Source organism: Flavobacterium crocinum, from assembly GCF_003122385.1.
In the GTDB taxonomy this organism is placed as follows: Bacteria; Bacteroidota; Bacteroidia; order Flavobacteriales; family Flavobacteriaceae; genus Flavobacterium; species Flavobacterium crocinum.
This window is the reverse complement of sequence record NZ_CP029255.1, coordinates 5,805,440-5,828,913: the sequence shown is the minus strand read 5'-3', so window position 1 is coordinate 5,828,913 and position 23,474 is coordinate 5,805,440. Positions and strand designations below refer to the sequence as shown.

The window sequence follows — 23,474 nt, the reverse complement described above, 5'->3', positions numbered from 1 at the left end:
CCAAATAAACGTTTAAACAGATTTTCTCGTGTCGCTTTCAATTAAACCGTCTCGCAAACGAATAACTCTATGTGCATACGCCGCAATATCTTCTTCGTGAGTTACCAGAATTACAGTATTTCCTTGTGCATGAATATCTCCAAAAAGCTTCATGATTTCGACAGAAGTTTTACTGTCTAAGTTTCCTGTTGGCTCATCGGCTAAAATAATAGAAGGTTTGTTTACTAATGCTCTCGCGACAGCAACACGCTGGCGCTGACCTCCTGACAGCTGATTGGGCTGGTGATCCATTCTGTCCGCAAGATTTACTTGTTTTAGAACTTCAGTTGCACGTGCAATTCGATCCGATTTTCCGTAACCTGCATAAATCATTGGAAGTGCAACATTATCTAATGCAGTAGTTCTTGGTAATAAATTAAAAGTCTGAAATACGAAACCAATTTCTTTGTTCCTGATTTCGGCCAATTCATCGTCTCTCATTTGGCTGACATCTTTTCCATTTAAAACATAACGTCCCGAAGTTGGAGTATCTAAACAGCCTAGCAAATTCATTAAAGTAGATTTTCCAGATCCCGAAGGCCCCATTAAGGCCACGTATTCCCCTTTTTTTATTTCTAAATCAATTCCTTTTAAAACATACACAATTTCATTGCCTAAAACGAAATTTCGTCTGATATCAGTTATTTTAATTAATGGTTCAGCCATTTTGGTTTACAATTTTGGATTTAAAAGTACAAAACACTTTTCAATAAAAAACATAAGTAGTTCAGAATTGGTTTTTGTTACAAAAATCTCTTTTCTTCTAAATAGAATCGTTATAATTTTAAAATATATTTTTTTTACGAAATGATGTTGTGTTATTTTGAATTAATTTTACATAATTAATATTTTTTAGTTGTTTTTATAGTTTTAAGATGTTTTTAATCTGTAAAAAGTGATAATAATGTAATTTATGCTATTTAGTTTTAGGTAAATTTGACATGTATTAATTAAACAATCAAGATTATGAAAAATATAAAAATAGCTGCAGTAATTGCATTATTAGGATTAAGCTTTACTTCATGTAAAGATGAAAAACAAGAAAAAGCACAGCATACAATTGATTCTTATGTAACCTACGTAGACTCGGTTAAAAATGTAAAAGCCGAAGATTTAAAAGAGAATTGGAATGCTGTAGAATCAGAATATGACAGAAGAGCTGCAGAAGCTGATGCTGCTTTAGCAGATATTAAAGATAATGCTGCTCAAACTGAAAAAATAAACACAAGTAAAGCAAAATATGAGGATTTCAAAAAAGAAATGACCACCCTTCTTGCCCCTCCGGCTCCAAGCCCTAAACAACAATTAAGAAATGCCTTGTTTGGTGAAGGAAAAATTGGAGACGATATGAGCTTTGCTTGGGTAAATGCTCAGAATATTCACAGTGTTTACCAACAGTTTGTTCATACAGTAGAAAATAATAAAGACAAATATTCAAGAGAAGACTGGGATGAAATTAAAGTATTGTATGAAGCATTAGACAGTAGAAAAAATACTGTTGAAAAAGAAGGCCTAACAGCTGAAGACAATAGAAAAATTGCAGGTTTGAAAATTAAGTTTGCACCTATGTATACCGTAAATAGAATGGGAGCAAAAGCAGAAGAGAATAAAGAGGCTAAAAAGTAAGCTTTAAATTTTGAATTAGTAAAAAAAAGACAATCATTTCTGATTGTCTTTTTTTATGCTCTTATTATAAAGTGTTCTTTTTGTTGTTCTCTTCTAAAAAATACAAATCCCCATTGAAAAGTATCAATTGTGACTTTTACTTTAGGATGATCTTTTATAATTCTCCATGCTTCTTCCATTTCTTCTGACCAATGAATATCGTCAAAAATCCAGACAGAATCGTTGTCTGTTGTCGATAATAAAAGTTCAAAATAGGCAAGCGTTGCTTTTTTGGAATGATTGCCATCAAAATAAATTAGATTGTAGATTTTGGAATTTAGGTTTTCTGAAATTAGAAATGATTGAAATTCAGAAATAACATTTTCTACATTTTTACAATTCAATTGATTCAGCTGATTTTGCGCAACATTGGCCGTATTAGGACAGCCTTCTATTGTAGTTACTTTTGCTTTTGGATTTCCTAAAGCCAAAGCTGATGTTGCTAATCCTAATGATGTTCCTATTTCTAGAATAGTTTCAGGCTGAAAATATCGGGTTACGCGAAATAATAATTCGGCTCTTTTTACTGAAATTCCTGCTGTTTGAGCAATTTTAGAAATCTGTCTTCTATTGGATTTAAAGACTTTTGATCCAGCGCCAAAATCAGTTACTTCAATGAAATTTTTATTTTCTAAAAGCGATTTTCTGTATTTTTTTAGAATTGCATATTCAGGTTTGGTTTTCTTATCGTAAAAACATTTTGTCAGTAAACTAAAAACGAACGGCGAATGAACCGCATGTTCGTTTTTAGAATTCCATAAAAATTTCAGATAAGATTTTATTTGAAACAGCATTCTTTGTACTATTCTGTTTACTGAAATTAATTTGTTGCGATTAGCTTAATCTCAAAAATTAAAACAGAACCTGCAGGAATGTTTCCAGCCTTACTACTGCCATATCCTAAATGTGCCGGAATAAACAAAGAAGCACTTCCACCTTCTTTTAAAAGCGGCAATCCTTCCTGCCATCCTAATATTAATTTATTTAATGGGAATGTTACTCCTGCAGCGGTGGTAGTTTGATCAAAAACAGTTCCGTTGGTAAGAGTACCTTTATAGGTTACTGTTACATTTGATTGTAAGGTAGGCTGTTTACCGGTTCCTGCTTCTTTGATAATGTAGTGCAGACCTGTGTTTGATTTTTGAGCAGTTAAATTATTTTTAGCTAAATACTCAGTAATTTCTTTTTCATTTTCAGCACTGTAGTCTATTTTTTCAGGAATTCTCTCTAATCCTGAATCACTTGTACAAGAAATAAAAAATGTCAGGATTGAAAATGCTACTAATAATTTTTTCATATGGTATTTGTTTTTTTAAGGCCGTAAATATATAAATTAGTTTTTATGACAGTAACAGTTTTTTAGACATTAACATTCATCGAAAAGGCTGAAACTGAAAGCTAAGCGAAAAAATTATCCTTCAAGTTTGGCAGAAAGCTCAAACCAACGTTCTTCTTTTGCATCAATTTTCTTAATTATATTTTGTAATTCATTTGCTTTTTTCTCAATGTCAGAATCAGCTACTTTTCCATCAGAGAATAATTGTTCGATTTTCGTTTTTTCGATTTCTAAATCTTTTATTTCTCTTTCGATTTTTTGGTATTCTTTCTGTTCGTTAAAACTTAAGTTGCCGGTTGGATTATTTTGTTTCCAGTCTTTTTTTTCGGCTTTGTTTTCTTCTTTTTGAGCAACATCTGCGCTGTCTTCATAAGCTCTGAAGTCAGAATAGTTTCCAGGGAAATTTTCAATTTCGCCTTCTCCTCTGAATACAAATAAATGATCCACAATTTTATCCATAAAATAACGATCATGAGAAACTACCAATAAACAACCGGGATAATCCAGTAGGAAACTTTCTAAAACATTCAAAGTCACAATATCCAAATCATTGGTTGGCTCATCAAGAATCAAAAAGTTCGGATTCTGAATTAAAACGGTACATAAATACAAGCGTTTTAATTCTCCACCACTTAATTTTTCGACATAATCGTATTGTTTTTTAGCATCAAAAAGAAAGCGCTCCAATAATTGTGAAGCCGAAATGATTTTTCCTTTTGCCAACGGAATGTACTCCCCGTATTCTTTAATGATATCGATGACACGCTGTCCCGGTTTTGGATTGATCCCGGATTGTGTGTAATAACCCACTTTTATAGTATCACCTTTTACAACACGTCCACTGTCCGGTGGAATTGTACCTGTCAATAAATTTAAGAAAGTAGATTTTCCGGTTCCATTTTTACCGATAATTCCAATACGTTCGCCACGCTGAAAGTCAAAACTGAAATTATCCAGAATAACTTTATCCTTGAATTTTTTAGAAAGTTTATGAAGCTCAATAATTTTGCTTCCCATTCTTTCCATATTAATTTCAAGCTCGACTTTGTTTTCTTTTCGTCGGCTCTGTGCTTTTTCTTTAATAATATAAAAATCGTCCTGACGGGATTTAGATTTGGTTGTTCTCGCTTTTGGCTGACGACGCATCCATTCTAATTCTTTTACAAAAAGATTTTTTGCTTTGTCAATACTGGCATTTTCAGAAGTAATTCTTTCTTCTTTTTTCTCTAAGTAATAAGAATAATTTCCTTTGTATTGATATAATTTTCCGTTGTCTAATTCAATAATCTCGTTACAAACACGCTCCAAAAAGAAACGGTCGTGTGTTACCATAAACAATGTAATGTTTTCTTTGGCGAAATAACTTTCCAGCCATTCAATCATTTCGAGATCTAAGTGGTTGGTTGGCTCATCTAAAATCAATAAATCTGGACGGTTGATTAATATTATTGCCAGTGAAAGACGTTTTTTTTGTCCTCCGGAAAGATTTTTTACTTTAAGTTTGAAATCTTCCAGTTTTAATTTGAATAGAATCTGTTTGTACTGCGTTTCAAAATCCCAGGCATTATGTTGGTCCATTCCATCAAAAGCTTTTTGGTAAGCCTCTTCGTCAGAAGGATTCTCTAAAGCCTTTTCGTAAGCTTCAATTATCTTAAGTGTTTCATTGTCTGAGGCAAAAATACTTTCCTCAATTGTAAGTTCATCCTGAAGATTGTTTTCTTGTGAAAGAAATGCCATTCTAATGCCTTTTCTTAATACGACTTGTCCAGTGTCAGGTTCATCCAGGCCATTGATGATGCTCATAATGGTTGTTTTTCCGGAACCATTTTTTGCAATAAAAGCGATTTTTTGGTCTTTATTAATTCCAAAAGAAATGTTGTCAAAAAGGACTCTTTCGCCAAATGACTTTGATATATTTTCTACAGATAAGTAATTCACAAGAATAAAATTTTTTGCAAAAGTAAACTATTATCTTACGATTTGCGAATTATTTATGGAGATACAAAGCCAGTACGGCACTTAGATCAAAATAATGAATCTGCTGTTTGACATTTATGAGAGGTTTGCGTACGAGAGCTTCATTAGTCAAAAAATAATGTAAACCATCTTTTGTCGCAATACCTTCAATTTGATGGAAAGGTAGTTTTAAAGCGATTCGTCTTTTATTCCCAGACAGGAATTCCTGATTTTTGAAATCGTAAAGGAGGTATAAAAAAGGTTTTCCAAGTTTAGTGTAACCACATAAAACAATCAAATTTTTATTTTCCAGATAAGTTGCTCCCGTTACTAAACCTTTTGTATCAAGAGTTGATTTGTATTTTGCGACTTGTGTTCCTGCCTGATTTGGTAATGAATAAATAGAAGTTTTAGAAGTATTCCATTGTTTGGTAAACAAAAAAATGCTGTCTTTGGAAACTATAAAAGCCTCGCAGTCAAAATTGGTTTTGTTTGGTTTGGCAGGAGCAAAATCAGTTTGATCGGAATAGCTAAAAGAGATAATTTCTATTTTAGGTTTTTCTTCTAAAAATGATTTCTTTTCTATTTTGAGAATTTGCAGATCTGTTCGGTTTCCGGAATAGTTATTTCCAAAATCTCCAATATAAAGATACGAACTGTCTTGTGAAATTTCTTCCCAGTCATGATTAATAACGTTCTTAAGTATAATTTTCTTTTTAATTATGCCTAAAGAATCTAGGCCATAAACAGTTTTATCATGATCATCATTGTGCGTCCAAATTAGATTACTAAAATCAATTAATCCTGAAGTTTCTTTAATAGAATCACTCAATTTTTTAGAATATTGAGATTTTATTTTTAGGTTTTGATAAAAACAACTTCCGTCATTTTTGATCGCTTTTGGATTGTAATTTTTGGCTAAGGCATCTGTACAGCCAGAAACTTGACTGTGTAGTTGATTGATTATCAATATAAAAATAATTCTAAACACCTTCATTATTTCACAAATTTAAAATTACAACCTCATAATTGTAGTAAAACCTATAAGTTTTTTTTGTAATAAAATAAGACATTTCTTTCTTTTTAGCTTTTTTTAGGTAATTCGATGATTTACTTTTGCGCAATAATTAAAAAAGCAAATCACAGCTTTTGTTTTGTATTGGTTTGATTTTTAGTTTTTTAATAGCATTCTCTAAGCTCTAATATGTGACTTGGAGAAGCGAAGCTATATCAGGACTTAATGTCCTACTTCTTGCAAGATAATAATTTATAATATGAAAATAGGAATAACATTTAGCACCTTTGATTTACTGCATGCCGGTCATATAAAAATGTTAGAAGAAGCTAAAAGTCAATGTGATTATTTAATTGCAGGCCTGCAAATTGATCCAACGTTAGACCGTCCGGAGAAAAATAGCCCAACTCAAACTGTAGTGGAGAGATATATTCAGCTTAAAGGATGCAAGTTTGTAGATGAAATTGTTCCCTACTCAACAGAACAAGACCTTGATGATATTCTTCGATCCTTTAAAATAGATATTCGTATACTAGGTGATGAATACAAAGATCAAAATTTTACAGGAAGATCTTACTGTGAAGAAAAAGGAATCGAACTTTATTTTAATACACGTGATCATCGTTTTTCTAGTAGTGGACTTAGGAAGGAAGTTGCGGTTAGGGAGTTGGCTAAGGTGCAGTGATAATTTATTCTAAGTAATATGCTAAAAAAAAGAAGTGCATTTAGGAATAGGAAAAATAGAAATAAATGTTTCTTGTTTTTACTTTTATCATCATTATTTGTTAGTTGTACAGAGTCTGATGATTCTTCACAGTTTCAACATTTCAAAAAAAAAGAAAAAATAACAGTTGTAATTATAGGATCTTCAATTGCAAGTGGTCAAGGAGCCAGTAATTATTCAAATTCATGGGCTGGTCTTTTAGAAGCTGAGTCAAATGATAGTATTATTAATAATGCGAAAGGTGGATATCTTACATTGCATTTTTTACCAGAAACAATTCCAAATAAGCTCGGGATAGAGACTGATGAAAAAAGAAACATTACTGCTAGCTTAAAGTTGAATCCTAATTTGATTATTTTTTCGCTTACAACAAACGATATAGCAAACGGCTATACTGTTGATCAATACATATCAAATATGAAAATAATGACTGATTTATGTGAAAATAATAATGTGTCATTTTTGATTGGATCAACTAGTCCTAGATTGCTTGATATGAAAAAAAATAAAGCTCTGATTGAAGTCAATACTATGCTTGAGGCAGCATATGGAGATAGATTCGTTAATTATTATAATGAATTGACTGATCCTGAAACTTATAAAATTAAAAGTATTTATGATGCCGGAGATGCTTTACATCCCAATGATGCCGGACACAAAGTAATTTTTAATGATTTTTTACCGGTTTATCTAAAAGTAAAAAGTAAAATATTGGAAAATTGATATAAGTGTAAAAAATAATTAACTTCTGATTGGTGGTCAAAAAGTATCAATTTAAATATCTTTTATGGTTTTGATTTTATTGAAGAGGTAACAGATAGATAGTCTAAATCCGAAATTTTTTACTTGAAACACAATAACCCCGCAAATAACTTGATAACTGATTCTGACAACAGTAAACGCATAGCAAAAAACACATTATTACTTTATTTTAGAATGATATTGACAATGACAGTATCTTTATATACAGTAAGAGTTGTATTAAATACATTAGGTGTAATTGATTATGGTATTTTTAATGTAGTTGCTGGCATTGTTACTACATTTTCTTTTTTAAGCGTAACTTTAGCAACCGCGACCCAACGTTTTTTTTCGTTTGAATTAGGCAGGCAAAATTATGAACAGTTAAAAAAGACATTTAGTATGACCATGACAATTTATATCATGGTTGCAATAATAATCTTGTTACTTGCTGAAACTTTGGGATTATGGTTTTTAAATACAAAAATGACAATACCATCTGGACGTATAGACACAGCAAACTGGATTTATCAGTTTTCAATTCTATCGTTTATGATGACAATGTTCACCATTCCTTATGATGCAGTGATTATTGCATATGAACGCATGAACGTCTATGCTTATGTTAGTATGATTGAAGTGTCGTTGAAGCTCCTTATTGTTTATTTGTTGTTGATTGTTCCAATGGATAAATTGAAATTGTATGCAATATTGATTTTTGGAGTTACCACTATAATTACTCTAATTTATAGAACCTATTGTCAGAAAAAATTTGATGAGTGTCACTATTCTTTTTTTTGGGATAAAAAATTATTTAAGGAAATAGCTGGATATTCAGGATGGAATCTATTCGGATCACTTGCAGGAGTTTTTAATGATCAAGGGATTAATATGTTGTTAAATGTTTTCTTTAATCCCGTGATAAATGCTGCTAGAGGTATTGCTTTTCAAATTAGTAACACAATAAATCTTTTCGTATCTAATTTTTCAACGGCAGTAAACCCACAGATTATAAAATACTATGCACAAAATGAAAGAGAGAAAATGCAAATTTTGGTTTTTCAAAGTTCTAAATTTTCGTACTTTCTATTATTTGTATTAACTATGCCGGTCTTACTTGAAACAGATCTAATTTTGTCTCTTTGGTTAAAAGTTATACCAGAATATGTTGTTTTATTTACACGATTGGTAATAATTATGGTATTAATAGATTCTTTGTCAGGGCCACTCATAACTTCAGCTTTGGCAACAGGTGAAATTAAATATTATCAAATAATTATTGGAGGTTTTAAACTATTGAATTTGCCAATTTGTTTCTTTTTGTTGTCTATAGGTTATCCTCCGCAAACAACAATGTATGTTGCAATAGTCATGTCTTTTTTTAGTTTATTCATAAGATTATCGTTGTTGAAAAAAATGTTGTATTTTGATGTAATGAAATATGTTTGCGATGTATTACTAAGAATTTTGCTATCATCTTTGCTGGCATATAGTCTCGCACTATACCTGCAATTTGTTTTAGATCGAACTATTATTAATTTAATATCTATTGTTTTTGTAAGCTCTATATTTTCTCTTGTCATTATATATTTTACAGGTCTGTCAAAAAGAGATAGAGGCTTTTTAAATACGATTGTAGCAAGCAAGCTTTTGAAAAGAAGTAAAAGTTAAAATATTTAAAAAAAGTTTTTGAGTCATTTAACGATATCAATATTGTTCTTTATATAAATAATGGAAAATTGAAAAAAAAAATGATAAATAAAATTTTTGTAATTAGTTTCAGAAATAGAATAAATTTATTTAAAACATTGTTAATTAATTTTATGCTTTTTCCAATTAGTAAGGCAATACATTTTCCAATTTTTATATATGGAAAATGTAGATTTCGAGTATTAGATGGCAGTGTCGAATTGTCTGCACCTATAAAAAAGGGTATGTTAAAAATTGGAACTTCAGATCCATCTCGCAGTGCATTTTCAAAATCATATATCAGTTTAAGTGGCAAACTCACAATAGGGGATAATGTTGTTTTAAGAAGAGGTATCCATTTAAATATTGAAAAAAATGGATCTTTAATACTAAGAAATGACGTATTTATAAGCGACAATTGTTCAATTACTTCAAAATGTAAAATTGAAATTGGAGAAAAAACCAGGGTAGGAAATAATGTAGATTTCTTAGATACTGATTTTCATTATATGATTAACAAATCAACGCACAAAATTGAAACCAACACAGGAGCAATTGAGATTGGGATAGGAAACTGGATTGGAGCACACTCGATAATTAAAAAGAATACAAAAACTCCTAATTATACAATTGTAGCAGGTCCATTTTCAATGCTTTCAAAAGATTACACAAAGATTATATCTGAATATTCATGCATAGGTGGTTCTCCGGCGAAACTAATTGCTGAAGGGCTTAGACGTATAAATAATGACAAATCTGAGCAAATTTTAGATAAACATTTTTCAATGACCCAAGAAACGTTTGTTTTAAAAACTGAAAGTAGTTTTGAGGATTTTTGTTCGCCAAATCATTTATAGTATATTCACTTCTTTATTTTATTAAAAAAGAATACATAGATGTACCAAACACGGAACACGATTGGGAATTATTTATTTTGGTTATTCCCTCTGATAGGGTATCAATTTTTTCAATATACTGGTTTTGAAAAGGAAATTGGTCTCGTTGTCGTTATTCTATTTTTAATTTTTAGCATTTTATATTGCAAAGAAGAATTGTTTTTTGCTGAATTTAAAAATAAAACTTTAAAAAAGTATAAGAATTTAACCATTTGGATTTTTATATGTACTCTATTTTGCCCTTTGCTTTTTTGGGGCCAAAATATATTTTTAAATTTTAGAATATCAGTAGAATTATATAGATACATTTTTTTGTTTTTGTTGCTGAAAATTGCAATATCTGAGAAGAAAATTGTAAAATTTATTGATTTTTATTTTATAATCCATTTACTGCTTAAAATTGCATATATTAAATTTTCGTTGGTAGGTTATTTTGGATTTTCGAATATTATTGAAGATGATAACCGTGGATTTATTCGTCCAAGAATTGAAGGAGTAGAATTTGCTGTTTTGGCATTTTTCATGCATTTAAATGGATTTGTTATAAAAAAAAAATGGAAAGATTTAATATTTATTGTTTTAGCTTATCTAGCTATTTTATTGACATTAACACGTCAATATATTTTTTACTCCGCCATTTTAGGCGTTATATTTGTCTTTAAATCTTCACGATATAAATTTATTTTAATACTTATTACAGGTGTTTTTTTATACATTTTGCCTGATCTGATTTTAAAAACTCAATTACCCGTTGTAAAAGATTTGGTAGCGATTTCTCAAGATCAATACGAAAATAATAATGACAGTGAAAAAGATATACGCTTAGTAGCAGCTGAATATTTTGTAAAAGATTTTAATGAAACAGTCACTCCCATGATTTTTGGTAACGGGTTACCTCATGCTTACAGCGAATATGGAAAAAAAATGATATATCAATCAGAAAACAAGGCGCTATATTCTAACGATGTTGGTTACGTGCATATTTTTTTATATAGCGGTATTATGGGCTTACTTCTTTTTTTGCTAGTATTTTATAAATTGTTAAAATACCCTGTCTTCGATAATTATCTCTGGTGCAAGTTTTATTTAGTTTATATATTGTTTACAAATATTGCGTCACAAACTATGTCAATCTGTGGAATTTCAATTAGTGTCGTGGCATATCTGATTCTCTTTCATAAAAAAAATGCATGTTGATAGGAAATTGATATGAAAACACTAATTTATGCAGATACTAATTCTTACGGTGTTTTTCATTTAGGATTTAACACCAGTTCACTTAGCATGTTTGCTGAGATTTATGATCATGTAATTTATTATGCGACTCCAAGTTCAGTAAATATTGTTAAACATAATCTTGGTGGCAAATTTCCTAAGAATGTAACATATCGAAGAATTTGGGTAAATGAGCCTAAAAATAAATTTGAAAAAATGCTGCATCATTTATTACAGTTGTTTTTTTCAATAAGTATAGTTTTGTTGGGCAGTAAAAAGAAGGTAATTTATTTTAATTATGCTCCTTTAATTGCAATACCTGTTGTTAATAAATTATCAAAATTATTGCATCGCAAAATATTGATTACATGTCATTGTGAGCTGGATTTTTTAGCTGACAATAATTTTAGAAATTTAAATAGGTTTTCGATCAAGACTTTAAAATTATTTAAATCTTCAGATTATAAATGGTCTAATTCCTTATACTTCTCTTGTTTAGGAGAGCATGTCAAAAAAAATGCTAAAAATGTATTAAGCAATTTAGCGTGGAATAAATTGATTTCTTTTGAGCATACATGGATTTTTGATAGACAAGTTGAGAATAAAGATTTGAACAAGGAAAAAATTCAGGTTGGTTTTGTAGGATCAATAAGTGAAGAAAAGTGGCTGGACAGTATTTTTTATTTACGGAATAATTTGCCATTGAGTAAATTTGATATTACTGCAATTGGCCGTGTTTTCTGTAACCCTGAATTATTGAATAAGAACAATATTCGATTTATAAAGGAAGCTGAAAAAGAATTCATTTCTTCTGAAATGATAAAGTTTGAGCTTTCGAAACTTGATTTTGTTGTATTTCTTTATCCAGAAGAAAGTTTTAAAATGACTGCTAGCGGAGCAATTTTTGATGCGATTAATGCCGAAAAATATGTTTTAGCTTTACATAATGATTGTTTTGATTCGCTAATGCATAGAACTAAGTTTGGAACTCTTTTTCATAATGTGAAAGAGATTGTAGAATTTCTAAATAATCTTGAAAATTTAAATATTGAGGAAATAGACTACAAAGTAGTTAAGGAGAATTTAAGCCCTTCCAGTGAGGTACTGAAATTAAAAAGTGAACTTGAAAGAATCTTTTTTATACAATAAAATTAATGTTAGAATGAATAGAATAAAGAAAATATTAAAAATTGAAAAATCAAATAGAAAGAGACAAGTGCAGGCTAGTGGTCTATTTTTCTATGATTATTATATGCCAAATTTAGTCAGATTTTTATTCAATGTTCTTGTTCAGTTTTTAAGCCCTTTACTATACATTTTGTTACGTGTTGGCAAAAAGAGAGTTAGATTATCAGAGCCAAAATATACATTTTCGGTATGTGCTATTTTTAAAAATGAAGATTTATCATTAAAAGAGTGGATTGAGTATCACCTTAATATTGGGGTTGAGCATTTTTATTTATATAATAATAATTCTACTGATAGCTTTGAATTAATATTAGAGCCGTATGTTAAAAATGATATTGTCACTTTGATAAGTTGGCCTCTCGCTCAAGAGCAACAAATGCCTGCCTATAGCGATTGTTTTGATAGGTTTAAAAATGAGACAAAATGGCTGGCGTATATTGATTTAGATGAATTCATTTGCCCTTTTTACGAAACAGATATTAAAAAATGGATCGGAAAATTCAGTAATTATCCATCTGTTTATATTTATTGGAAAATGTTTGGTACATCTGGAATTATCGAGCATAATAAAGAGAAGCTTATAATCGAACAATATATTTCGTGTTGGGACAAATATTACGATATTGGTAAGTCGATTATTAATACACAATTTGAGGTACTTGAATTTGATAAAAAATACACACACACAATGTTTGGATCGGTTAAGATTTTTAATTACAGAATTCCTATGCCGCCAATAAATGAGTTTAAGAAATTTGTTTTATTTGAGATTAATAGAAGTGGATTATTTAATAAAAACTTTTCAATTCAATTAAATCATTATTATTCGAAATCTTATATCGAATATATGGACAAAAAAAAGGCTCGTGGAGATGTCGCTCTTGTTGGTGATGATGCTAAAAATTTGAAATCTGATGAAGTGTTTTTTTATTTCCAAAATCAATGTACTTCTGTAGACTACAAGATTTATCGTTTTATCAATGAACTTAAAATAAGTATGGGATATACATCCAAATAAAAAAATAGATGAGTAATTCTACAAATGTTTCAATAATAATTGTAAACTACAATACAAAGAAATTAACAAATGATTGCATACAATCTATTTTTAAGGTCACTCAGGATGTTAAATATGAGATAGTATTAGTAGACAATGGTTCTACAGACGGCAGTGCAGAATATTTTGAAAATTATAATGGAATAATTTTCATTAAATCTGGTAAAAATCTAGGTTTTGGCAAGGCGAATAATTTAGGTTATGAAGTATCAAGTGGGAAGTACGTTTTCTTATTAAATTCAGATACTGTTTTACTTAACAATGCTGTGAAAATATTTTATGAAACTATGGAATGTCTGCCTAAAAATGTTGCCTGTATTGGTGCACCATTAGTAGCTGCAGACAAAAAAACAATTACAACTTCTTATGGAAAATTCCCAGAGTTTAAGGATATTTTTAAAGCATTATTTAATCTTTATATTGGAAAATTACTAAATAAATCAATTATTGAACCAGGAACTCAAAAAGTAGCATCACCAATTGATGTAGATTATATAACAGGTGCAGATTTATTTATCAGGAGAAATGTTATTGATGAATGTGGTTTATTTTGCCCAGATTTTTTTATGTATTTTGAGGAAACAGAATTGCAATTACGTTACAACAAATCGCGATACAAGTCGCAACTTGTGCCTGGCCCAGAAATAATTCATCTAGAACCAAGTTTAAAAGAAAGAAAAAAAAAGAGGTATACGACAATTCATCGATATATATTTTTTGAGGGTATGTTTTTATATTTTAAAAAGAGAGACTCGTTTTTGAAATACTTTGTTTGGCGTTTACTGAATTTAGGTTATCTCCCTACAACTTTTTCCACTATGGGTACAATAACTCAAAAAATGCAATTAGTTCTCTTATTTATTGGTATAAAAACCATAAGACGTTAAAAGCTTTTTTTAAATTAATACATGTATGCGAAAGATTATTAATAAAGTTGTATCAAATTTAAAAGGTGAGGAATTTCAGTTAGATCCTAAAATACCACTTTCTTATTTGTTTCACTTTTTCACAATCAAGTTTTTTTCTTTGCTATATGGTGTTGGTGTAACTAGAAAATTTAAAAAAGTTTTTATACACCCTTCCTCCACAGTCGTTTGTAGCTCTAAGATCAAATTTGGAGAAAATTTTTTAGTGGGTAGGAATTGTTATGTTAATGCACTTTCGGAAGAGGGTTTGATTTGTGGAGATAATGTATCTATGGGATTTCATACTCATATAGATTTAACAGGAAGCCTTAAAAATCTTGCAAAAGGTATTAAAATTGGAAATAATGTTGGTCTAGGATCTCATGGTCACTATGGAAGTGGAGTTGGAGGTTTAGAGATTGGTGATGATACAATTATTGGTAATTATGTTAGTTTTCATCCCGAAAACCATAATTTTTCAGATTTAACAGTGCCAATAAGATTACAAGGTGTTTCTGGCAAAGGAATAATTATAGGCGAAAATTGTTGGATTGGAACCAAAGCTACTTTTCTAGATGGTGCAGAAATTGGTAATGGCTGTGTCGTGGCAGCTGGCGCGGTAGTAAAAGATAAATTTCCTGATAATGTTATTATAGGAGGTGTTCCAGCCAAAATTTTAAAATATAGAACTGCATTATAAATTGTAAAAAAATTTGCAAGATTATCCTCTTATATCATTATGTATTCCTGTCAATGGTAGAATTGATTATGTAAGAAAAACCTTGGAAAGCATTTATAGTGACGCGAATTATTCTAAAGTTTCCTTAGATGACTTTGAAGTAATTTTATCAGATAATGACCCAAATCGAGAGATAGAATGCCTGTTAATTGAATTTCCATTTGAAAATTTTTTTTATTTTAATACTCAATGTGACGGCTTTTTAAATTCATATTTTGTTTTGGCCTATGGCAAAGGAGAATTTTTAAAATTGCATAATAGTCAGGAAATATTTCAGAAAGGGTCATTATTAAATATGATAGGATTTATAAAGACATTTAATAAATCAAGACCTAGCATATTTTTTACAAGTGGATTTTTAGGCAATGGCAGAATAATAAATTATGATCGATTTGATGATTTTATGAGCAATTTATCTTATTGGTCTTCGTGGAGCAATGGTTTTGGAATTTGGAGAGAAGATTTTGATATGATTAAAGGAAAAACTAAAATGAATACTTTGTTTCCCCATACGTCTCTATTTTTGACACAATATAACAAGAAAGCATTTGTCATAAATGATGAGCCTTTGTTTAAAACACAGTTTGTTAAAAAAAGAGGGGGACATAATAAGTTTCAGGCATTTAGTATAGAATATCCATCATTAATTCAAAGTTCTTATGATAATAAACAAATTAGTTTAGAAACCAAAAAAAAGATTTTTAAAGATGTTTTATATAATTATTTACCATTACTTTATTTTAATGTGAAGATTGCAAGGCGAGAAACTTTTTCTTCAGATGCGTTTAAAAAGAATATACAAGTTTATTTTTCAAAAAGATCTTATTGGATAGTATGTAGTTTAAGTTTATTTATTCCTATTAAGATCATTTTGAGAAAAATAAAAATAAATTATTTCATCAAGTCTAAATAATTGATTATTAATGAAAATCTCAATAATAGGAACAAGAGGTATTCCTAATCACTATGGAGGTTTTGAACAATGCGCAGAATACCTTGCTTTAGGATTAGTAAAGAGGGGTTTTGAAGTTATTGTGTACAATTCTCATAATCATCCTTATCAACAAAACGAGTGGAACGGTGTTCAAATTGTTCATTGTTATGATCCAGAGGACAAATTAGGAACTGTCGGACAATTTATCTATGATTTTAATTGTATACGAGATGTAAGAAAACGAGATTGCGATATAATTCTACAATTAGGCTATACAAGTAGTTCAGTTTGGGGATGGCTATTACCTAAAAAAGCCATCATAACTACTAATATGGATGGTTTAGAATGGAAAAGAACGAAGTATAAAAGGGTGATCAAAAGATTTCTTCAGTATGCTGAATCACTGGGAGTAAAGTATAGTGATTATCTTATTTCGGATTCCATAGGTATTCAAAATTATCTTCTTGAAAAATATAAAGTTTCATCAACTTATATAGCTTATGGAGCGAAAACCTTTTTTAATAATGATGTGATAGCTTTAGAACGTTATAATTTGTGTCCTTATGAATATGATATGCTCATTGCCAGATTGGAGCCAGAAAATAGTATTGAGATAATTTTAGATGGTGTAATTGGCGCGAAGTTAAATAGATCATTTTTAGTAATAGGAAACCATAATACATCTTATGGAAACTATTTAAAAGAAAAATATTCTCAATGCAGTCAAATTAAATTTTTAGATGGTATATACGATATTGAAATTTTAAATAATTTAAGGTATTATTCAAATATTTATTTTCATGGTCATACTGTTGGAGGCACAAATCCTTCATTATTAGAAGCAATGGCTTCTAATAGTTTGATTTGTGCAAATGATAACGAATTCAATCGCTATATTTTACGAGAAGATGCTGTTTATTTTAAAAATTCTTTAGATGTTTCTCAATATTTGGATAATGTAAAATATGAAGATGAAAAATTTCAAACAATGTTAGCCAATAATAAGATGAAGATCAGGTATATGTATGACTGGGAAATTATCATCAATCAATATATGAACCATTTTATTGAGATTTATAATAGATAGAAGTTGTTTGAAATGAATTTTTTACAAAAACTAGCGAAATATCGTTTTTCCAGATATTTTCAATTGCTTTTTATTTCTTGGGATATTGTACTGTTAAATTTAGCAATACTCATCTCTGGAATTGTCAAACTGGAAAATATTGATCAATTATATCTGAAAGAAACCCAAACGATATCTTTATTAGCTAATTTAATCTGGATTGGTCTTTTGTTGTATAAAGATTCTTATCGAATCATTAGAGTAGAAACAATAGAATCGATCTTATCAAGAACTATAAAAAAAATTATCATTCATGCCGCAATAGTATCCATTTTTGTGGTGTCATTGGATTATGATGGTATAAGCAGATTTCAACTTCTTTATTTTTACGTTTTTTTCTTTTCTTTTTTAATGTTATCAAGAGTTTTCTCCATGAAGACTTTAAAATACATTCGATACAAAGGTTATAATTTTAGAAATATAATTATTGTAGGAGCAAACGATACCGGTAAAAGAGTGCTAAAAATATTGTCAAAAAACTTAACATATGGTTACCGTTTTTTAGGTTTTTTTGATCAAAGTCAAAATGAAACGATATCCAATATTTTAGGCGGATTTGATGAAATTGAAAGTTTTATAACAAAAGAACAAGTGGATGAAATGTATGTCGCTCTTCATATAGATGACATTGATGTTATAAATAAACTTATTCAGATTTGTGAACATCACATGGTGCGAATTAAGTTTATTCCAGATTTTCAATTGTATACTAAATCAAGCCGGGTTGAGATTTCTTTTTATGAAAACATGCCCGTTTTAATGTCACGTCCTGAACCTTTGGAGAGTACTATTAATAGACTGATCAAAAAAGTATTTGATGTTTGTTTTTCTTTTTTGGTTATCATTTTAATATTTCCCTGGTTATTTCCAATAGTAATGATAATGATTAAAATTGAATCTCCTGGGCCAGTTTTTTTTAAACAAGATAGATCAGGAAGAGATAATAAATCATTTTCATGCTTAAAATTTCGAAGCATGCGTCTCAATAAGATTTCGGATAATGTGCAGGCTCAAAAAGGTGACAGCCGTATCACTAAATTCGGTGCTTTTATGAGAAAAACAAGTATTGATGAACTGCCACAATTTTTTAATGTTTTTATAGGTAATATGTCTGTTGTTGGGCCTAGGCCACACATGTTGTTCCATACACAGGAATATAGCGAGTTAATCAATAATTATCTGGTGCGTCAATACGCAAAACCTGGAATTACTGGCTGGGCGCAGATTAATGGTTACCGTGGTGAGACTAAAAAACTTATTGACATGGAAAATAGAGTAGAATTTGATATCTGGTATATAGAAAACTGGAGTTTACTCTTAGATTTAAAAATTATCGTAAAAACGGTCTTGAATATTTTTCAAGGAGAAAAAAATGCCTACTAATTAATCTCCAATTTTATAAAAAAATCCTTTAAAGCAGATTCTCTTTTGCTTTATTCCCTTTATTTTAAATTCAATTTAATGAAATCTCAATTTCTTCTTCAGGTAAAAACGATTAGTTTTTTATCTCTCTTATTTCTGTTTTTTTCTTGTGCTTCAAAAAAAAACATTCTCTATTATCAGGATGTTGATTCTTTGAAAACAGAGCATACATCTTCTTATGAAGTTAAAATCCAGCCAGATGATTTATTAATGATTATTGTGTCTGCAGATGATCCTGAAGCGGCAATACCATTTAATTTAAAAACAGTCAGTGTGTCTGGAAATAATAGGCAGGATTTAGCACGTAGTCAGGAAACTGTTCAGCTTTATTTGGTTGATAATAACGGAAACATTGAATTTCCTGTATTAGGTAAAATTCACGTAGGAGGTTTAAGTCGTACTGAAGTATTGCAATTTTTGCAGAATAAAATTGAGAATTATATTAAAAATCCAATTGTGAATGTCCGCATCACGAATTTCAAAATTTCATTGCAGGGAGAAGTTAATTTACCAGGAACATATCCAATAAATTCAGAACGAATCACGCTTATTGAAGCTTTAAGCATGGCGAAGGATTTGACTATTTATGGTAAAAGAAATAATATTCTCATTATTAGGGAAAATAATGGGGTAAAGTCATATAATCGAGTAGATATTACGAAATCAGATTTTATAAATTCTCCTTTTTATTATTTAAACCAAAATGATGTAGTGTATGTTGAACCTAATAGAACAAGAGTAAATTCTTCGGCAGTGGGGCCAAATACTTCGGTAATAATATCGGCCGTCTCTATTTTAGTATCGCTCGCCGTATTAATTTTTAAATAAGTAAACAAAATATAAATAAATGAAAGATTTTTATAATGATATAATTGACAATGAGGCTGAAGATGTTGATGTTAAGGAACAGTTATATAAATATTTAGTTCATTGGCGTTGGTTTTTAGGGAGTATTATAGTTTGTATAATATTGGCTTTTTTATACCTGCGATATACAACACCCAATTATGAAGCCGTAACCAGTATTTTGGTAAAAGATGAAAAGAAAGGAGGTATGCTTTCTGAATTATCTGCTTTTTCGGATTTAGGATTAGGTGGTAATATGAAGAATAATGTTGATAATGAAATAGAAGTTTTAAAATCCAGGACATTAGTTGAAAATACCATAAAAAAACTAAATCTTACTACAGGATTATTTGTTGAGGGAAAAGTTATTGACCGTGATATTTATGCACAAGCACCAATCAGGATCAATTTTATAAATAAATCAGTTGCATTTAATGAAGCGGAGGCTATTTTGAAATGTGATTTGTTGGACCTGAATACTTTTTCATTAGAAAATGAAACAGAAAACCAGGAAACTTTTATTATAAAAAATAAAAAGGAATTTAAATTCGGAGAAAAAATCCAAACAAAAATCGGTACACTGATTATTGACAAAACTTCTTTTTTTTCAATGAAAGAAACGGACGATCTTAAATCTATTAATATAGTGATAAGCCCGCTTGATGAAGTAACAGAAAACTTTAGGGAAAAATTAAAAGTCGAGTCTGTAAGCAAAACCAGCAGTGTAGTAAATATTTCTATTTCAGATCCAGTTGGGAAAAAAGCAGAAGATTTTTTAGATAATATGATTCAGATTTATAATAATGATGCGGCCGAGGATAAAAATTATATTTCAGAGAACACGTCTAAATTTATTGCTGGTCGTTTAAGTTTAATTGCCAAAGAGTTGGATGGAGTTGAGCAGGATGTAGAATCTTTTAAAAAAACAAATAGACTGACAGATATTGATTCTGAAGCAAAACTTTTTATTGAAGATGCAGCAGAATATGATAAAAAAGGGATCGAAACAGAAATTCAGTTGAACGTTGCCTCTTCATTATTAGATTTTATTAAAAAAAGCAATAATTCAGATTTATTACCAACAAATATGATCTCTGATAAAGGGGATGCAGGTGCATTAATTAATTCCTATAATCAACTAGTTCTCGATAGAAATCGAATTTTAAAGTCGGCTACTACTGAAAATCCATCAGTAATAAAACTTGATCAGCAGATCAGTTCTTTAAAAGTAAGTGTTGTGGAAAGCATCAAACGTTTACAATCTAATCTTCAAATTCAAAATAGAGATTTTAAGGGGCAGGAAGGAATTTTGAAAAGTAAAATTGGCAAGATTCCAGTTCAGGAACGTCAATTCAGAGTTATTGCCAGACAGCAAAAGGTCAAAGAAGAATTGTATCTGTACTTATTACAGAAAAGAGAAGAAACTGCAATTTCTTTGGCAGCTACAGAGCCAAATGCTCGTGTAATTGATGCCGCTAGAGCTGATAAAAAACCAATAAGTCCTAAGAAGAAAATTATATATCTGGCTGGTTTACTGCTGGGCATATGTGTTCCTTTTGGCATTATTTATACCAATAATTTATTAGATACAAAAATTAAGAGTAAGCTAGATTTGGAAGGAAAAACGCCAATTCCTTTTATTGGTGATGTTCCCACTTCTCATGATACAAAGGAATTGATAAAAACAGAAAGCCGGTCAAGTTCTGCTGAAGCAATACGAATTGTGCGAACCAATTTGGAGTTTATGCTCAACAAAGTACCAAATGGAGTTGCTAAAACTATTTTCGTAACCTCTACTTTTTCTTCAGAAGGAAAAACATTTATTTCTGCAAATCTTGCAGGGACTTTTGCATTATCAGGAAAAAAAGTTTTGCTTGCAGGTATGGATATTAGAAATCCTAAGTTTTCAGAATATATTGATGTTCCTAATTTGGGTCTAACAAACTATTTGTCATCTTCAGATAAGAATATTCAGGACTATATCATAAAACATAAGAAGTTTGAAAATTTTTATATTCTTCCTTCTGGTATAATTCCTCCCAATCCCGCTGAATTACTAATGGGAAAAAAAGTAGATGAACTGTTTGAACAGCTAAAAAAAGAATATGATTATATAATTGTTGATACAGCGCCAGTTAGTTTGGTTACAGATACTTTATTGATAGCTAAAAATGCTGATACTTTCGTTTATGTTATGAGAGCAAATGTATTAGAGAAACATATGCTGTCAATTGCAAATACACTTTATAAAGAAAATAAACTTCCAAATATGTGTATTGTACTTAACGACACAGATTCTACAAAAGGTTATGGTTATGGATATGGTTATGGAACAGTTTTGAATAAACCTTGGTACAAACGATTTTTTTGATATTTAAACTTATAATTTTTCTATAAGGCTCAAGATTTTGAGCCTTTTTTTATGTGGTAGGTTTATGTTACTATTGCCTTGTTTTAAAAAATAAAGAATAATTGATTTAAAAGTGTTACTTAAGAATAATTAAAAGACTATTTTCGTTGTAAATATTTTGCTAAGCTTTTGCTTTGAAAAGTTAATGATGAAAATTTTAGAAGAATTATCACATATCCGAATGTCTCGTTATTTCAAACTTTTGTTTGTCTGCTGGGATATAATTTTATTAAATGCATCAATACTTCTTTCTGCTTTAGCAAGATATGGCAGGGTTGAGGAAATATTTCTAAAAGAAGAAAAAACGGTTTCTTTAGTTGCTAATTTAATATGGATTGGATTACTTCTTAATAAAGATTCCTACAGAATGGTCCGTATTGAACGTATTGAATCTATTATTAGTCGTACAATTCGAAAACTTCTCATTCATGCCTCTCTAATAGCTGTCTTTGTTGTCTTTTTAAACTTTTCAGATATTTCAAGAGTTCGATTACTGTACTTTTATTTATTCTTTTTTGGAATCTTACTTATTTCTCGTTATATCTCCATGAAGCTTTTAAAAGAAATAAGGGCAAAAGGATATAATTTTAAAAAGTTTGTTGTTGTTGGCGCTAATGAAACAGGCGAAAAAATGCGTAAGATATTGGCCAAAAATTTGACTTACGGATATAAATTTTTAGGTTTTTTTGATGAAAAGAACGACAGTCTAAAAGAAACGTATAGTCCATTTTTAGGAGGTTTTGACAAGGTTCAGGAGTTTCTTGTCAAAGAAAAAGTAGATGAACTTTATGTCGCCCTTCATATTGACAATGTTGAAACAATAAATAAATTAATAAAAATATGTGAGCAAAATATGGTTAGGATAAAATTTATTCCTGATTTCCAATTGTATACAAAATCGAACAAAGTTGAGGTTTCATTCTATGAAAACACTCCAGTATTAATGCTTCGACAAGAGCCTTTGGAGTTGGCAATCAATAGATTGCTGAAAAAAATATTTGATGTTTGTTTTTCTTCATTAGTCATTTTAACGATTTTTCCATGGCTTTTTCCATTAGTGACTTTAGTGATCAAAATAGAATCACCAGGCCCTGTTTTTTTTAAACAAAAACGTTCAGGACGTGATAACAGGCCTTTTACTTGTCTGAAATTTAGAAGCATGTTTGTTAATGATCTGGCCCATGACAAACAGGCTGGAAAAGGAGATAGTCGTATAACTAAATTTGGGGCTTTTATGCGTAAAACGAGTATAGATGAGCTACCTCAGTTTTTTAATGTACTTTTTGGTAATATGTCTGTTGTTGGGCCTAGACCTCACATGATCAATCTTGCAAAAGAATATGGTGAATTAATCGATAATTATTCAGTCCGTCATTATGCTAAACCAGGAATTACAGGTTGGGCACAAGTTAACGGTTATCGTGGCGAGACCAAAAAACTTGAAGATATGGAAAACAGGGTCGATTGTGATATTTGGTATATCGAAAATTGGAGTCTTTTGCTGGATATAAAAATTATTATTAGAACAATTATGAATATTGTTAAGGGGGAAGAAAATGCCTATTAGCAAA

The 23,474-nt window shown here is 29.9% G+C and carries 21 protein-coding genes; 16 read left to right on the top strand and 5 right to left on the bottom strand.

What is annotated here, in order from left to right:
- Positions 1–12: 12 nt before the first annotated feature.
- The gene (locus tag HYN56_RS24715; RefSeq protein WP_109194635.1) at positions 13–705 is read right to left on the bottom strand and encodes an ABC transporter ATP-binding protein; all 693 of its coding nucleotides are present in this window, start codon (positions 703–705) and stop codon (positions 13–15) included.
- A 300-nt stretch (positions 706–1,005) separates the two neighbouring features.
- Between HYN56_RS24715 and HYN56_RS24710 the strand changes: the two genes are divergently transcribed.
- Entirely contained in the window at positions 1,006–1,665 is a 660-nt protein-coding gene (locus HYN56_RS24710; protein ID WP_109194634.1) for a DUF6565 domain-containing protein, read from the top strand.
- A gap of 53 nt (positions 1,666–1,718) precedes the next feature.
- Here HYN56_RS24710 and HYN56_RS24705 read toward each other — a convergent pair whose 3' ends face one another.
- The 4 genes from HYN56_RS24705 to HYN56_RS24690 all read right to left on the bottom strand — a co-directional run bounded on the left by HYN56_RS24705 (position 1,719) and on the right by HYN56_RS24690 (position 5,993).
- Positions 1,719–2,498, bottom strand: a complete 780-nt coding sequence (locus tag HYN56_RS24705; RefSeq protein WP_109194633.1) for an O-methyltransferase — start codon at positions 2,496–2,498, stop codon at positions 1,719–1,721.
- A gap of 26 nt (positions 2,499–2,524) precedes the next feature.
- Positions 2,525–3,001 (bottom strand): FKBP-type peptidyl-prolyl cis-trans isomerase, encoded by a 477-nt coding sequence (locus HYN56_RS24700; protein ID WP_109194632.1) that lies wholly within the window; start codon positions 2,999–3,001, stop codon positions 2,525–2,527.
- Positions 3,002–3,115: 114 nt separating this feature from the next.
- Positions 3,116–4,978, bottom strand: a complete 1,863-nt coding sequence (locus HYN56_RS24695; RefSeq protein WP_109194631.1) for an ABC-F family ATP-binding cassette domain-containing protein — start codon at positions 4,976–4,978, stop codon at positions 3,116–3,118.
- A 49-nt stretch (positions 4,979–5,027) separates the two neighbouring features.
- The gene (locus HYN56_RS24690; RefSeq protein ID WP_109194630.1) at positions 5,028–5,993 is read right to left on the bottom strand and encodes a hypothetical protein; all 966 of its coding nucleotides are present in this window, start codon (positions 5,991–5,993) and stop codon (positions 5,028–5,030) included.
- 277 nt (positions 5,994–6,270) lie between these two features.
- Between HYN56_RS24690 and HYN56_RS24685 the strand changes: the two genes are divergently transcribed.
- The 15 genes from HYN56_RS24685 to HYN56_RS24615 all read left to right on the top strand — a co-directional run bounded on the left by HYN56_RS24685 (position 6,271) and on the right by HYN56_RS24615 (position 23,470).
- Positions 6,271–6,696, top strand: coding sequence for an adenylyltransferase/cytidyltransferase family protein (locus HYN56_RS24685; protein WP_109194629.1), 426 nt, complete (start codon positions 6,271–6,273; stop codon positions 6,694–6,696).
- 18 nt (positions 6,697–6,714) lie between these two features.
- Positions 6,715–7,458 (top strand): SGNH/GDSL hydrolase family protein, encoded by a 744-nt coding sequence (locus HYN56_RS24680; protein ID WP_109194628.1) that lies wholly within the window; start codon positions 6,715–6,717, stop codon positions 7,456–7,458.
- A 225-nt stretch (positions 7,459–7,683) separates the two neighbouring features.
- A complete protein-coding gene (locus tag HYN56_RS24675) occupies positions 7,684–9,147 on the top strand; it encodes a lipopolysaccharide biosynthesis protein (RefSeq protein WP_146194637.1) in 1,464 nt (487 codons plus the stop codon).
- A 68-nt stretch (positions 9,148–9,215) separates the two neighbouring features.
- Positions 9,216–10,022 (top strand): acyltransferase, encoded by an 807-nt coding sequence (locus HYN56_RS24670; protein WP_167398350.1) that lies wholly within the window; start codon positions 9,216–9,218, stop codon positions 10,020–10,022.
- A gap of 39 nt (positions 10,023–10,061) precedes the next feature.
- The gene (locus HYN56_RS24665) at positions 10,062–11,258 is read left to right on the top strand and encodes an O-antigen ligase family protein (protein WP_109194625.1); all 1,197 of its coding nucleotides are present in this window, start codon (positions 10,062–10,064) and stop codon (positions 11,256–11,258) included.
- Positions 11,259–11,270: 12 nt separating this feature from the next.
- Positions 11,271–12,425, top strand: coding sequence for a glycosyltransferase (locus HYN56_RS24660; RefSeq protein ID WP_109194624.1), 1,155 nt, complete (start codon positions 11,271–11,273; stop codon positions 12,423–12,425).
- A gap of 13 nt (positions 12,426–12,438) precedes the next feature.
- Positions 12,439–13,482: a glycosyltransferase family 92 protein gene (locus HYN56_RS24655; RefSeq protein WP_109194623.1), complete on the top strand. Its 1,044-nt coding sequence runs from the start codon at positions 12,439–12,441 to the stop codon at positions 13,480–13,482.
- Between the two features lie 8 nt (positions 13,483–13,490).
- Positions 13,491–14,408 carry a glycosyltransferase family 2 protein gene (locus tag HYN56_RS24650; protein ID WP_109194622.1) on the top strand — a complete coding sequence of 306 codons (918 nt, stop codon included), beginning with the start codon at positions 13,491–13,493 and terminating at the stop codon, positions 14,406–14,408.
- A gap of 25 nt (positions 14,409–14,433) precedes the next feature.
- Positions 14,434–15,126, top strand: coding sequence for an acyltransferase (locus tag HYN56_RS24645; RefSeq protein WP_109194621.1), 693 nt, complete (start codon positions 14,434–14,436; stop codon positions 15,124–15,126).
- A 13-nt stretch (positions 15,127–15,139) separates the two neighbouring features.
- A complete protein-coding gene (locus tag HYN56_RS24640; RefSeq protein WP_205727643.1) occupies positions 15,140–16,078 on the top strand; it encodes a glycosyltransferase family 2 protein in 939 nt (312 codons plus the stop codon).
- 10 nt (positions 16,079–16,088) lie between these two features.
- The gene (locus HYN56_RS24635) at positions 16,089–17,186 is read left to right on the top strand and encodes a DUF1972 domain-containing protein (RefSeq protein ID WP_109194620.1); all 1,098 of its coding nucleotides are present in this window, start codon (positions 16,089–16,091) and stop codon (positions 17,184–17,186) included.
- 12 nt (positions 17,187–17,198) lie between these two features.
- The gene (locus tag HYN56_RS24630; RefSeq protein ID WP_109194619.1) at positions 17,199–18,608 is read left to right on the top strand and encodes an undecaprenyl-phosphate glucose phosphotransferase; all 1,410 of its coding nucleotides are present in this window, start codon (positions 17,199–17,201) and stop codon (positions 18,606–18,608) included.
- Between the two features lie 78 nt (positions 18,609–18,686).
- A complete protein-coding gene (locus HYN56_RS24625; RefSeq protein ID WP_109194618.1) occupies positions 18,687–19,475 on the top strand; it encodes a polysaccharide biosynthesis/export family protein in 789 nt (262 codons plus the stop codon).
- Between the two features lie 19 nt (positions 19,476–19,494).
- Complete coding sequence (locus tag HYN56_RS24620; RefSeq protein ID WP_109194617.1) at positions 19,495–21,864, top strand: GumC family protein; 2,370 nt, start codon at positions 19,495–19,497, stop codon at positions 21,862–21,864.
- Positions 21,865–22,051: 187 nt separating this feature from the next.
- Positions 22,052–23,470, top strand: coding sequence for an undecaprenyl-phosphate glucose phosphotransferase (locus tag HYN56_RS24615; protein ID WP_109194927.1), 1,419 nt, complete (start codon positions 22,052–22,054; stop codon positions 23,468–23,470).
- Positions 23,471–23,474 lie beyond the last annotated feature (4 nt).

Excerpts from the sequence above, each read along its gene's own strand:
- HYN56_RS24630 (WP_109194619.1), top strand. The coding sequence starts at position 17,199 with ATGAATTTTTTACAAAAACTAGCGAAATATCGTTTTTCCAGATATTTT.
- HYN56_RS24705 (WP_109194633.1), bottom strand. The coding sequence starts at position 2,498 with ATGCTGTTTCAAATAAAATCTTATCTGAAATTTTTATGGAATTCTAAA.
- HYN56_RS24615 (WP_109194927.1), top strand. The coding sequence starts at position 22,052 with ATGAAAATTTTAGAAGAATTATCACATATCCGAATGTCTCGTTATTTC.
- HYN56_RS24650 (WP_109194622.1), top strand. The coding sequence starts at position 13,491 with ATGAGTAATTCTACAAATGTTTCAATAATAATTGTAAACTACAATACA.
- HYN56_RS24620 (WP_109194617.1), top strand. The coding sequence starts at position 19,495 with ATGAAAGATTTTTATAATGATATAATTGACAATGAGGCTGAAGATGTT.
- HYN56_RS24635 (WP_109194620.1), top strand. The coding sequence starts at position 16,089 with ATGAAAATCTCAATAATAGGAACAAGAGGTATTCCTAATCACTATGGA.
- HYN56_RS24625 (WP_109194618.1), top strand. The coding sequence starts at position 18,687 with ATGAAATCTCAATTTCTTCTTCAGGTAAAAACGATTAGTTTTTTATCT.
- HYN56_RS24715 (WP_109194635.1), bottom strand. The coding sequence starts at position 705 with ATGGCTGAACCATTAATTAAAATAACTGATATCAGACGAAATTTCGTT.
- HYN56_RS24655 (WP_109194623.1), top strand. The coding sequence starts at position 12,439 with ATGAATAGAATAAAGAAAATATTAAAAATTGAAAAATCAAATAGAAAG.
- HYN56_RS24660 (WP_109194624.1), top strand. The coding sequence starts at position 11,271 with ATGAAAACACTAATTTATGCAGATACTAATTCTTACGGTGTTTTTCAT.
- HYN56_RS24710 (WP_109194634.1), top strand. The coding sequence starts at position 1,006 with ATGAAAAATATAAAAATAGCTGCAGTAATTGCATTATTAGGATTAAGC.
- HYN56_RS24700 (WP_109194632.1), bottom strand. The coding sequence starts at position 3,001 with ATGAAAAAATTATTAGTAGCATTTTCAATCCTGACATTTTTTATTTCT.
- HYN56_RS24645 (WP_109194621.1), top strand. The coding sequence starts at position 14,434 with ATGCGAAAGATTATTAATAAAGTTGTATCAAATTTAAAAGGTGAGGAA.
- HYN56_RS24675 (WP_146194637.1), top strand. The coding sequence starts at position 7,684 with ATGACAGTATCTTTATATACAGTAAGAGTTGTATTAAATACATTAGGT.
- HYN56_RS24685 (WP_109194629.1), top strand. The coding sequence starts at position 6,271 with ATGAAAATAGGAATAACATTTAGCACCTTTGATTTACTGCATGCCGGT.
- HYN56_RS24690 (WP_109194630.1), bottom strand. The coding sequence starts at position 5,993 with ATGAAGGTGTTTAGAATTATTTTTATATTGATAATCAATCAACTACAC.
- HYN56_RS24665 (WP_109194625.1), top strand. The coding sequence starts at position 10,062 with ATGTACCAAACACGGAACACGATTGGGAATTATTTATTTTGGTTATTC.
- HYN56_RS24680 (WP_109194628.1), top strand. The coding sequence starts at position 6,715 with ATGCTAAAAAAAAGAAGTGCATTTAGGAATAGGAAAAATAGAAATAAA.